This window comes from Moraxella marmotae, assembly GCF_042219885.1.
GTDB lineage: Bacteria > Pseudomonadota > Gammaproteobacteria > Pseudomonadales > Moraxellaceae > Moraxella > Moraxella marmotae.
Window position 1 is genome coordinate 1,012,587 of record NZ_JBHJHR010000002.1, and the last position, 12,425, is coordinate 1,025,011.

Sequence of the window (12,425 nt, forward strand, 5' to 3'; positions counted from 1 at the left end):
ATTAAAAATCTCACCCTAAAGTTGCACAGCTTTGGGGTGTTTTTATCAAAATAAACAATCTGGATAAAGCGGTTTATTTTTATGCCGCTTTGATTTATACTCATTTTTGCAAATTTATGCTTACCGACCGATTTTTGATTTTAATTTAATGTAATTGAATGTGATTATTTAAGGATAATTATGAGTTTTGATAGTATTGCTTATCAACAGAATTTGCAGGTTGTCAAAGATTTTGCCCCAACGCAGCTTTGGCAATGGTTTGCTCGCATCTGTGCCACACCGCACCCCAGCCATCACGAAGAAGCCTTGGCAAACGACATCGTCCAATGGGCAACCGAGCAAGGTCTGTCGGCACGCCGTGATGCTGTGGGCAATGTCATTATCCAAAAAAACGCCAGCAAAGGCTATGAAAATCGTGCCAGCATCGCCTTGCAAGCACATCTGGACATGGTACCACAGGCAAATGCCGACACGGTGCATGACTTCGAGCGTGATCCGATTCGCCTGCGACTGCGTGCCGATGATGATGCGTGGCTGATGGCGACTGGCACGACTTTGGGGGCGGATAACGGCATCGGTATGGCAAGCTGCTTGGCGGTGCTGGCGGACGATACGCTGGCTCACCCTAAGCTTGAAGTGCTTTTGACGATGACCGAAGAGACAGGCATGTTTGGCGTGTTTGGCTTGCAGGCAGGTGAATTGACATCAAAAATTATGATCAATACCGACACCGAAGAGATTGGCGAGATTTATGTTGGCTGTGCTGGCGGTATCGATGCCGATGTTGCCTTGCCCTTGGTGTGGCGGGATAATGCCTTTGATAGCAGTATTGATTTGACGATAAAAGGCTTGCGTGGCGGGCATTCTGGACTGGATATTGACAAAAACCGTGGCAATGCCATCAAGCTTTTGGGCGTGGTGCTGGCACAGCTGGCTGATAAATTTGCCAATCAATTTGCCATCAGCCATATCCAAGGCGGCACGCTAAGAAACGCCATTCCCCGTGAAGCTGGCGTGATTATCAGCTGTCACGCCGACCGCCAAGACGAGCTGATTGCCGCCATTAATGACGCACTGGCACAGCTGACTGTTCAGCTACAAACGACAGAGCCTGATTTTGTCGGCAAAGTGCAAAGCACCGCCAATCCAGCACGCACGCTAGATGACGCATCGACAGCACAGGTTATCCGCCTGATTAATGCCTTGCCAAGTGGCGTGGTGCAGCACAGCCAAGTTTTGGCGGATACGGTAGAAACATCGCTATCATTGGGACTTTTAAAGATTGACGAGTCGCAGCTGCTTGGCGTGTTATTGGTTCGTTCACTGATCGAATCCCAAAAGCAGGCGATATGTCAAACCTTGCAGCAGATTACAAGCGACATGGGAGCAAGCGTTGCCTTTAGTGGTGATTATGTCGGCTGGAATCCAGACACCGATTCGGCGATTGTGTCTTTGACCAGCCAATTATACGCCAAGATTTTGGGCGATGAGCCACAGATTAAGAGCATTCATGCTGGCTTAGAGTGCGGTTTGATTAAGCAAAGCCACCCTGATATGGACATTGTTTCTATCGGACCGACCATCAAAAACGCCCATTCGCCTGATGAGATGGTCAATATCGCATCGGTTGGCGTGTATTGGCAGTTATTGACCGAGATTTTGGCAAATGCTCCTGTCAAGTCTGACCATCAAGCCTAAGCCTTGCACCAAGTGCCAAAATCAAGCCACTGGCTAAAGTTACCAAATAAAGCTGCTAAGGTAAAAATAAAAAATCAAACCACAAAAAGCCACTGATACAAAACAGTGGCTTTTGTCATTGGTTTGCTAGCTCAAATATGCTAAAAATCATCACGATAAAACCGATGATGACAAATGGTAACTGGCAACGCCGCCATGCCAACAATGCCAATCATCACAACGCCTATCCTGCGATATTATCAATTATAAACCATAAACTGCCTATAAACTACAAATTGGCACGCATAAACGCCACCATCTTATCCCAGCTGGCAGCAGCGGCGTCGGCATGATACGCCAAATCAATGCCGTTATCAGCAGCTCGCTTATTGGCATAAGGGTTGCTAAAGCCGTGTTTAGCACCGTCATAGACATCGATTTGATAATCAACTTGGGCGGCGATCAGCTCGTCTTTTAGTCCATCGATGGCAGACATCGGCACCATGCTGTCAGCATCACCGTGGGCGACCAAAACTTTGGCGGTGAATTTGTCGGCGGTGGCAAGAGTGATGGGCGTTGGGTTGCCGTGAAAAGTGGCAACAGCTTTTAGCGGCGTGCCAAGTCGTGCCATATCTAGGGCGATTTTACCGCCAATTCCCCCATAATTGTGTCTGGTCAGAAGGTTGTCTGGATAACTTAACAATCCGCCATGGCAAAGTTGAGCAGTTTTTTGTCCGTTTTTACGGTACAATAAGCCCAATAATTTTAGATAAACGATGATGACAATGCTAAAAACACCAAAACCGCCGATACGCCCCAGATTTTGGGAAAATTACCCCCTGTCCAAGCTGAACGATGCCGAATGGGAAGCCTTGTGCGATGGCTGCGGTGCGTGCTGTTTGGTCAAATTTTTGGACGAAGACGATGTGCGTTTTACCGAATACACCGATGTGGCGTGTCGCTTATTGGACTGCCAAACAGGGCATTGCTCAGATTATCCCAATCGCCAAAAAAGCGTGCCAGACTGCATTCGACTCACGCCTGATATGCTGGCGGATATGTTGTGGCTACCACGGCATTGTGCCTATAAGCGGCTGTATTTGGGGCTGTCTTTACCGGCGTGGCACAGGCTCATACAAGGCGGACAGACGCACGGCTCAGACTTTGCTAAGGTATCGGTGGCAGGCAGGTGCGTCAGTGAAGCAGGACTTGATGATGAAACCATTGAGACTCGTGTGGTGCGTTGGGTCAAAGTTTGATGAATTAAATTGGTTCAATTAAAAATACGCACGCCAACACTGGCATAAACTGCCAAAATGATGGCTATATTTTGCCAAGCCCCTTGAATAATTGCCATCAATACGCTAAATTGTGCATTTGGTGCGATTTGCCAAAACCACGATTTGGCACTAGCCATATTGGGCTTGGCGATGGATTTGGGCGGATTGTGCCGTATTTGTGATGATGTTTTAATAATTTTATGAGATAAGTTTAATAATACGAGGTTAAATTACACCATCTATGTCTGATGACAATTTGAGTGGCTGGTCAATGCGTGGGCTAAAGCGTTGGTTATCAACCGCCCCTGAAACCCGAGATGATTTGTTAAGATTGGTGCAGGATTCACGCCAGTTTTTGGAGCCTGACACGGTGGATATGCTAGAAGGCGTGCTAGATTTGCCCGCCACGCAGGTGCGAGAAATCATGACACCACGCCCGCAGGTACACGCCATCGCCAGTGATGCCAGCCTTGCTGATATTTTGGCTGTGGTGCTTGAGACGGAGCATTCACGCTATCCAGTGTTTGACAGTTTGGACGATAATGCCGTTGTTGGCATTTTGTTGGTCAAGGATTTGATTCCGCTGCTCAAAGCCCATGCCGAAGGGCAAGATATGCCGCTACAACTGACCAAGATGGTGCGTAAGCCTTTATACATCAGCGAAACGGCTCGTTCGGATACGCTTTTGCGAGCCTTTCAAAAGGCACAGGTGCATATGGCGGTTGTCGTTGATGAGTTTAGCTCGGTTTCAGGCGTGGTTACGATGGAAGATTTGCTCGAAGAAATCGTCGGCGACATTGTCGATGAGCATGACGATATTGAAGCGGATACTGACATTAACAATATCGTCCCACACCCTGACAAGGCTGGCGTGTGGCTGGTGCAGGCAGCGACTTTGATTAGTGATTGTAATGAGATATTGGGCAGCAGTTTTGATGACGCCGATGTCGATACCATGGGCGGCTTGGTGATGCAGGCGTTGGGCTTTGTCAGTCATCTAGAAGGCGAAGTGGTGCAGATTGACAATTGGCAAATTACGGTGCTTGATGTCGAAGGGCGGTTTATCCATTTGCTGGAGCTGACACTGATACCACAAGTGCAGGACGATGATTGAGCCAATTTGCCAAATTTTTATGGATTAAGCATTTTGGCAAATTCAACCAAAAAATAGACTGACCACTCTCAGTCTATTTTTTTTATTAAATTTCTTTAATTTAAATCAAACTGATTTAAATTAACCATCACGCCCAACGGCAGCTTGCAGCGGACTTGGCAAATCCAAAACGCTCAAGTCTGACAACTCATCAGGGCGAGCGATGACCAAAGCTTCAAAGCCAGTATCGGTGGCGATGCTATTGACGATGCTTACTTTGCCGACATCGCTACCAGCAGCAGGCGGCGTGCCTGTGCCTGCCACACGGTGTAGATAGGCTTTTGGGCTGGATTTAAAATACAGCCGTGCGATGATTTCTTGTCCCAGATAGCAGCCTTTGTCATAGGCGACACCGCCACGCTGATGCAGTCGCAGCTCTTGGGGCTGATACAGCTCGCTGGTGGCAGCGGTGAGCCAGTAGTTGCCTTGGGCGATGCTCAGTTGTTGCCATGCTTGGCTTTGGGCGTGGTCGGTGGTGTCAAAACTTGGCACACCATCGATAATTGCAGGATAAATGGGCTTGGCATCGGATAAGGCGATTTTGGAAAATGCCCCAAATTTTTTGACATGAGCGGTAAACGCCGCTTGCATATCTTGGCTGATGACAATGCCAAAGCCAGTTTCGGTTTTTTGTAGCCATAGGCCAAATTGCACACGCCCTTTAAGATTACAAATCGCTGTCGGCACAAAATCCTGTGTCAGCTTATGGACATCGGCGGTTACTTGCCCTTGTAAAAATTTTTTGGCATCGACACCGCTCATCACAAAATGGCCAAATTGTGGTTCTGTTGGTTCGCTAATTGGTTGGTTCATTGTTGATTTTTCCGTATTTTTTGGTAAAGTTTTTATCAATTGATCATCATGATGGGGCTGATTTTTGTTAATTATAGGGCAATTTTGCCAAAATTTATCAATTTTTACCAGCTTTTGGCGATTTTTGGGACAAATGGATAAAATTTGCCCAAAATTAGCCACGACTGGGCGGATTTTGTGCAGGCGGTTACAAAAGTTCAACACGCTTGTGGCAAAATCGGTTACAATAAGCAGTTAAGTTTTTACTTTCGCTTTTGTTTGCTACCCAAGTTTTGACTTTGGTTTGACTTTGGCGATTGATAAAGCTGTTTATTAAGTTTTTGATTAATGATTATCAAGGTGATGTGATGAGCCTACCTGCTTGCCCAAAATGTAATGAAGATTATACCTATGCCGATGGCGTGATGCTGGTTTGTCCGATGTGTGGACACGAGTGGCAAGATGGCGAAGCTGGTGATGGCGATGATTTGCCAGTCATCAAAGATGCGGTGGGCAATGTGCTAAGCGATGGCGATGCGGTTACAGTCATCAAGGATTTGAAGGTTAAAGGCTCAAGCACGCCGATTAAAGTTGGCACGAAGGTAAAATCAATCCGCTTGATTTATGATGCCCCTGATGATCATGATATTGATTGTAAAATTGATGGCTTTGGGGCGATGAAGCTCAAATCATCAGTCGTCAAAAAAGCCTAAAGACAAGCAACACTAAGCAACAAAACGCATAACAAGGATAAGCCATGACTCATATTCGCCCAACCAACGAAAAACTGTTTAATGCCGCCAAATGCCACATTGCTGGCGGTGTCAATTCGCCTGTGCGTGCCTTTGCTGGTGTGGGCGGCGTGCCAGTATTTGTCAGTCGTGCCAAAGGGGCGTACATCTACGACACCGAAGACAATGCCTACATTGACTATGTCGGCTCGTGGGGTCCGATGATTTTGGGGCATGCACACGATAAAGTTATTGATGCGGTTAAGGCAGCGGCCGATGATGGCTTGTCTTTTGGTGCGCCGACACCGTCAGAGACGACGATGGCGGATTTGATTTGTCAAATTGTTCCAAGCATTGATTTGCTGCGTATGACCAGCTCTGGCACCGAAGCGACGATGTCGGCGATTCGCTTGGCTCGTGGCTATACGGGCCGTGATAAGATTGTCAAGTTTGAAGGCTGCTATCATGGGCATTCGGACAGTTTGTTGGTCAAGGCAGGCTCAGGCATGCTGGATATTGGCGAGCCGACTTCCAAGGGCGTGCCAGCTGATTTTGCCAAGCATACCATCACTTTGCCTTATAATGACACCGAAGCATTGCAGGCATGTTTTGACAAATTTGCCGATGAATTGGCGTGCGTTATCTTAGAGCCTATCGCTGGCAATATGAACATGATTATCCCAAGCCAAGACTTTCACGACACTTTGCGTCGCCTATGCACCGAGCATGGCACGGTGCTGATTTTTGATGAAGTGATGACGGGTTTTCGTGTTGGCTTGGGCGGTGCTCAGGCACATTTTGGCATCACGCCAGATTTGACGACTTTTGGCAAAATTATCGGTGCTGGGCTGCCAGTGGGGGCGTTTGGCGGTAAGCGTGAAATTATGGAGTGCATCGCGCCTTTGGGCGGCGTGTATCAGGCAGGCACTTTGTCAGGCAATCCATTGGCGATGCGTGCTGGCAAGGCGATGTTTGATGAGCTATGCCAAGCAGGATTTTATGAAGCATTGACCCAAAAAACCCAATATTTGGTCAAAGGACTCAAAGCCGCCGCCGACAAGCACGGCGTGGCATTTCAGGCTTGTTCGGTGGGCGGTATGTTTGGTTTGTTCTTTGCTGATGAGCTGCCGAGTAATTTTGGCGAAGTTAGCGGCCGCTGTGATGCTGGCAAATTTGCCAAGTTTTTCCATGCGATGCTGGACGAAGGCGTGTACTTGGCACCATCAGCATTTGAAGCGGCATTCATGAGTTCGGCACACACTTATGAAGATTTGGATAAGACCATCGCCGCCGCTGACAAGGCATTTGCCCAATTGTAATTTTGTTGTAATTTTATGGCAGTTACCAAGCACAACTTTGCCAAGCACAACTTGCCCAAGTGCAGTGCTTTGCCTTGACTTTTGCTTATCGATATCCATATAGATAAAATAAAGTTTTATTTTATGACAATCTTGATAAACTTGATAAAATCGCTCACTTGGACAAGCGTGGGCGATTTTTGGGTAAATAAAGAATAAACTGACCATGAGCATTTTATTCTAACCCATATTGCAAACATCACTTAGAATGGATAAGGCATTCATTCTTAATGGAAAATTTCGTATGTTCACAAAAATCATCAGTACAGTCATCGGCACCAAAAACGAGCGAGAGCTTAAGCGAATGCGTAAGGTGGTCGCCAAGATTAACGCATTTGAGCCGAGCATTCAGGCGTTGTCCGATGAGCAACTACGCCAAAAAACCACCGAATTTCAGCAACGCCATCAAGCAGGCGAGAGCCTAGATAAGCTGCTGCCTGAAGCGTTTGCTGTCTGTCGTGAAGCGTCATTGCGTGTCAATGGCATGCGTCATTATGATGTGCAGCTGATTGGTGGTATGACCTTGCACGAAGGCAAAATTGCCGAGATGAAAACTGGTGAAGGCAAGACGCTGATGGCGACCCTTGCCATCTATCTGAACGCCATCAGCGGCAAAGGCGTGCATGTGGTAACGGTGAATGACTATCTGGCAAGCCGTGATGCCGAGCTAAACCGTCCTTTGTTTGATTTTTTGGGTCTGAGTGTTGGGGTGATTTATAGCCAACAGCCGCCCCAAGAAAAATTTGCCGCTTATCGTGCCGACATCACTTATGGTACCAATAACGAATACGGCTTTGATTATCTGCGTGATAATATGGTGTTTAGCCTAAGCGAAAAAAAACAACGCCCGCTCAACTACTGTATCATTGACGAAATTGACTCCATTTTGATTGACGAAGCACGCACGCCGCTGATTATCTCAGGTCAAGCCGAAGATTCGGCACATTTGTATGCTTTGATTGATAAGATTGCCGAGCGGTTGGTGCGTTCAAAGGACGAAGAAGCCAATAAAGACAATACCGATGGCGATTTTTGGATTGACGAAAAAAACCGCACCATTGAGATTAGCGAAAAAGGCTACGAAAAAATCGAGAAGTTTTTGATTGAAGTTGGCGAGCTGAACGAAAACGAAAGCCTATACAGTCCAGCACGCTTGCCGCTGCTTGCTCATGCTCAGGCGGCGATTCGCGCGCATCATTTGTTTGTCAAAAATATCCATTACATCGTCCACGATGGCGAAGTGATTATCGTTGATGAAAACACAGGGCGTACCATGCCGGGTCGCCGCTGGTCGGACGGCTTGCATCAAGCGGTTGAAGCCAAAGAAAATGTCCAAATTCAAGCCGAAAACCAGACGATGGCGACAACCACTTTCCAAAACTATTTTAGATTGTACGACAAATTGTCAGGCATGACAGGGACGGCGGACACCGAAGCGGCAGAGCTAAAGTCCACTTATGGCCTTGATGTGGTGATTATCCCAACGCATCGCCCAATTGCTCGTATCGATATGGACGATCAGATTTTCTTGACCAAATTGGGCAAATATAGGGGCATCATTCGTGAGATTAAGCAAATCACCGACAAAGGTGCGCCCGTGCTGGTCGGTACGGCGACCATCGAAGCGTCAGAAGAGCTGTCGTATTTGCTCAATCAAGAAGGCATTGCCCACAATGTCCTAAACGCCAAGCAGCACGAGCGTGAAGCAGAGATTATCGCACAGGCAGGTAGACCAAAAGCCGTTACCATCGCCACCAATATGGCAGGTCGTGGTACGGATATTATTTTGGGCGGTAACTGGCAGGCAGAGCTTGAGCAATATGGCGAAATCAGTGAGCAGATGCGTGCTGAAGCCCAAGCCGCTTGGCAAAAGCGTCATGATGCCGTGCTGGCAGCTGGCGGCTTGCACATCATCGGCTCAGAGCGACACGAATCTCGCCGCATTGACAATCAGTTGCGTGGTCGTGCTGGCCGTCAAGGCGACCCGGGTCAGTCCAGATTTTTCTTATCGCTTGAAGATGATTTGATGCGGATTTTTGCAGGCGATCGCATCACCAATATGTTCCGAGCCATGGGGCTAAAAGAAGACGAAGCGATTGAGCATAAGATGGTCTCTCGCTCCATCGAAGGGGCGCAAGGCAAGGTCGAAGCTCGTGATTTTGATGCTCGCAAAAGCCTACTAAAATATGATGACATCGCCAATGAGCAGCGTAAAGTGATTTATAGTCAGCGTGATGATTTGCTGGCTGAGATGGATTTGCAAGAAGGCATCAAAGCCATGCACCACGAAGTGTATAATGCTTTGATTGATCAGTTTGTGCCACCGGGTTCGGTCGATGATCAGTGGAATATTGACGGACTTGAAGACGAAATCGAAGAAGCGTTCCGTTTTTATATGCCAATCAACGACTGGCTTGATGCCGACCGCCGACTGGACGAAGATGGCCTGCGTGACAAGATTGTCCAGACCGCCATCGAGCGGTACGAGTCTCGCCGTGAGCAGATGGGCAATGAGATGGCTGCCCAGCTTGAGCGTCATTTTATGCTACAAAGTCTGGATCGCCACTGGAAAGAGCATCTGACGCAGATGGATCAGCTGCGTAAGGGCATTCATTTACGCAGTTATGCCCAAAAAAATCCCGAGCAAGAATACAAGCGTGAATCGTTTGAGCTGTTTCAGTCGATGATGGGGGCAATCAAGTCTGATTTGGTGCAGGATTTGGCTCGTGTGCATGTGCCGACACCTGAAGAGCTGGCCGCTCTAGAAGAGCAACGCCGCCTACAAGCCGAACAGATGCGTATGATGTTTGAGCATGATGAGATGAATTTGGACGGCAGCCATAGCCCAGATGCCAATCTGGATACTGCCAACCGCCAGCCTGTGCAGCGTGTAACATTGACACTGGGAGCAGCAGCACCTGCTGTCAATGAGACTGCCAGTACCATCGCTGATGATGAGCTGGTTATTCCAGAGCATATCAATCGCAACGCCCCTTGTCCGTGCGGCTCAGGCCTAAAATACAAGCAATGCCACGGCAAATTAAGCTGATGCTTTGCTTGGGTGGTCGGATACGGCTGGCAAATTGACATCAATTGGTTTTGGCTTGTCAAATTTATGGCAACTGCTAAAGAATTGCCAACAATTTGCCAAAATCGTATCTGAATCGCTGACTGCGACAAATCACCAAAGTTTGGTCGATTTGTCGGCAAATTGCACAAAAAATTATGCTATACTGGAGCGATTGCAAATCAATCGCATTTGATGATAACATTTTTGGCATTTATGAGCCATTGGGGTGGTAATATGAAAAAATCTGTCTGGCAAGTTTTGGCATTATCGGCGGTGGTGATGCTGACCGCTTGCACACCAAAAACCGAAGAAGCAGCCGACAAACCTGCCGAAGAACAAGAAGTGCCAATGTCTGCCGAGCCTGCCGAGCCAGTCGCTGTGGCAACTGCTGATGTCGCCGATACCGCTGCTCAGCCTGCCGAGCCAGAAGCATTCGCCGCTGATGCCAATAACGCCATCGATAGCGATGATGCACAGATTGCCGAAGGTGTGGAGATTGACGAAACTGCCGACACCGCCACCCAAGATGCCGAAGTCCAAGACGGCGGCCAATAACCCTTATTTGGCATCGAACGGCTGCCATTTGAGATGTCAATGCTGCTCGTGCTTGGGCGGCATTTTTATTGTCAAAATGCAGTTTTCTTTGGATTGATTCAGGCTGATTAACCCAGATTGATTAAATCGGATTAATCAAAAAAATAATTGTTGATATTTAACAAGTTAAATTTATCATTAACCAAACATGTGATAACGATGACAAGAATGACCCAAACATTGTCCCAGCGGCATGCACGCCAAGCCCCACGATTGCCTTATGCGTTTTGTTGTTTGCTGGCGTTGGTGGCAGGGGCGGTTTTTAGCCTGTCTTTGGCACCGTATGCGTTTTATCCGTTGGCACTGCTGTCGCCAGCGATTTTGTACGCTGTGTTAATCAACGCTGCCAATCGCAGGCAGGCATTTTGGTTGGGCGAGTTGTACGGCTTTGGTACTTGGGCGGTGGGGGCGTTTTGGCTGTATCATTCCATTCATGAATATGGGGCAGTACCGCCGTATTTGGCGTTGACGCTGATTGCTGCTATGGCGGTGATTATGGGCTTGTTTCATGCGGTGATGGCGTGGGCGTTTGTGCGATTTACCGCACGCCAGCCACTGTCCTTTGCTGGCCTGTGGGTGCTACAAGAATGGCTAAAAACTTGGCTTTTGACTGGTTTTCCTTGGCTGTTTGTCGGCTATGCTTTTACTGGCGTTGGCTGGCTCAATGGCGTTGCACCGATTTTTGGGGTGTTTGGCTTGTCGTTTTTGGCGGTGCTATTGGCGGCGTCTTTGGTTGAGATTTTTCGCAAAAAATTGGGCTATATGAGCATCTCGGCGGTGCTTTGGCTGCTGGCGGTGCTGATTTGCTGGGCGGACATCGCTTGGACGACACCGACTGGCAAAAACACCAGCGTGTCGCTCATTCAGGGCAATATTCCGCAGGATCTTAAATGGCGTGAAGGCTTTGGCGTGCAGACCTTGGGCATCTATGCCGGGCTTTCGCAGGCAGAGTGGGGGCGTGATTTGGTGGTTTGGCCAGAAGCGGCAGTGCCGATGATGTATGATGAAGCCGAAGATGAGATGGCAACCATCGCCAAGCACGCCAATCAAGCTGGCAGTGCGTGGCTGACTGGGATTTTGTACCGTGATTTGCCAGCCCAAGACCAAGCGGCATTTCGACTGTATAACAGCGTGATGTTGTTTGAGTCAGGGCAAATTTCCACCTACCACAAGCAGCAGCTGGTACCATTTGGTGAGTACATTCCTTTTGGTGGGTTATTGGATTTGTTACCTGGACTTGAAGGCGTGCAAGGGCTGGTCAGCCTTAGCCGTGGCGATGTTACGCAGCCGCCTTTGGTGGCACATGGCGAGCGTATCGGCATGGCGATTTGTTATGAAGTGGCGTATCCCAAGACCACACGCCAAAACGCCATCGACAGCGACTTTTTATTGACGGTGTCAAATGATGCGTGGTTTGGCACGACGGCAGGGCCGATTCAGCATTTACAAATGGTACAAATGCGTAGCTTAGAGACTGGGCGTTGGTTTGTGCGTACCACCAATAACGGCATCACCGCCATCATTGACCAACATGGGCAAATTACTAAGCAAATTGCTCCGTTTGAGCGTGGCGTGCTGCGTGGACAAGTGCCGAGTTACACTGGGCGTACGCCATACATGCTGTGGGGTGATTATCCTGTGCTTTTGTTGTCTGCTTTGTTGATTTTATTAAGTATTTTGGCAAATCGCCTAAAAAATACCAGTGCCAAGCGTGAGAAATTTTATACCGCTGACGGTGTCAAAGATTGCTAATTGTCAGAATAATTCCTT

General features: G+C 48.1%; 10 protein-coding genes and 1 pseudogene. 8 read left to right on the forward strand and 3 right to left on the reverse strand.

What is annotated here, in order from left to right:
• Positions 1-180 precede the first annotated feature (180 nt).
• On the forward strand, positions 181-1,698 hold the full coding sequence (locus ACFBZI_RS04810; protein ID WP_375715286.1) for an aminoacyl-histidine dipeptidase: 1,518 nt from the start codon (positions 181-183) through the stop codon (positions 1,696-1,698).
• 268 nt (positions 1,699-1,966) lie between these two features.
• Here the strand turns inward: ACFBZI_RS04810 and ACFBZI_RS04815 are convergent.
• Positions 1,967-2,329 (reverse strand): annotated as a pseudogene (locus ACFBZI_RS04815) (dienelactone hydrolase family protein); the annotation flags it as partial.
• A gap of 127 nt (positions 2,330-2,456) precedes the next feature.
• On the opposite strand from ACFBZI_RS04815, the gene ACFBZI_RS04820 reads away from it, so the two are divergent.
• On the forward strand, positions 2,457-2,936 hold the full coding sequence (locus ACFBZI_RS04820; RefSeq protein WP_375716315.1) for a YcgN family cysteine cluster protein: 480 nt from the start codon (positions 2,457-2,459) through the stop codon (positions 2,934-2,936).
• 14 nt (positions 2,937-2,950) lie between these two features.
• Here the strand turns inward: ACFBZI_RS04820 and ACFBZI_RS04825 are convergent, their stop codons facing one another.
• A complete protein-coding gene (locus ACFBZI_RS04825; protein WP_375715287.1) occupies positions 2,951-3,094 on the reverse strand; it encodes a hypothetical protein in 144 nt (47 codons plus the stop codon).
• 104 nt (positions 3,095-3,198) lie between these two features.
• Here ACFBZI_RS04825 and ACFBZI_RS04830 point away from each other — a divergent pair, with 104 nt between their 5' ends.
• Entirely contained in the window at positions 3,199-4,071 is an 873-nt protein-coding gene (locus ACFBZI_RS04830) for a transporter associated domain-containing protein (RefSeq protein ID WP_375715288.1), read from the forward strand.
• 120 nt (positions 4,072-4,191) lie between these two features.
• On the opposite strand, the gene ygfZ is transcribed toward ACFBZI_RS04830, so the two are convergent.
• Complete coding sequence (gene ygfZ, locus ACFBZI_RS04835) at positions 4,192-4,923, reverse strand: CAF17-like 4Fe-4S cluster assembly/insertion protein YgfZ (protein ID WP_375715289.1); 732 nt, start codon at positions 4,921-4,923, stop codon at positions 4,192-4,194.
• Between the two features lie 347 nt (positions 4,924-5,270).
• Between ygfZ and ACFBZI_RS04840 the strand changes: the two genes are divergently transcribed.
• From ACFBZI_RS04840 to lnt, 5 genes are all read left to right on the forward strand, one after another.
• Complete coding sequence (locus ACFBZI_RS04840) at positions 5,271-5,615, forward strand: zinc ribbon domain-containing protein YjdM (RefSeq protein WP_375715290.1); 345 nt, start codon at positions 5,271-5,273, stop codon at positions 5,613-5,615.
• 44 nt (positions 5,616-5,659) lie between these two features.
• On the forward strand, positions 5,660-6,952 hold the full coding sequence (gene hemL / locus ACFBZI_RS04845; RefSeq protein ID WP_375715291.1) for a glutamate-1-semialdehyde 2,1-aminomutase: 1,293 nt from the start codon (positions 5,660-5,662) through the stop codon (positions 6,950-6,952).
• A 283-nt stretch (positions 6,953-7,235) separates the two neighbouring features.
• On the forward strand, positions 7,236-10,040 hold the full coding sequence (secA, locus tag ACFBZI_RS04850; RefSeq protein WP_375715292.1) for a preprotein translocase subunit SecA: 2,805 nt from the start codon (positions 7,236-7,238) through the stop codon (positions 10,038-10,040).
• 255 nt (positions 10,041-10,295) lie between these two features.
• A complete protein-coding gene (locus ACFBZI_RS04855) occupies positions 10,296-10,616 on the forward strand; it encodes a hypothetical protein (RefSeq protein WP_375715293.1) in 321 nt (106 codons plus the stop codon).
• Between the two features lie 198 nt (positions 10,617-10,814).
• A complete protein-coding gene (gene lnt / locus ACFBZI_RS04860; RefSeq protein ID WP_375715294.1) occupies positions 10,815-12,407 on the forward strand; it encodes an apolipoprotein N-acyltransferase in 1,593 nt (530 codons plus the stop codon).
• Positions 12,408-12,425: the final 18 nt, after the last annotated feature.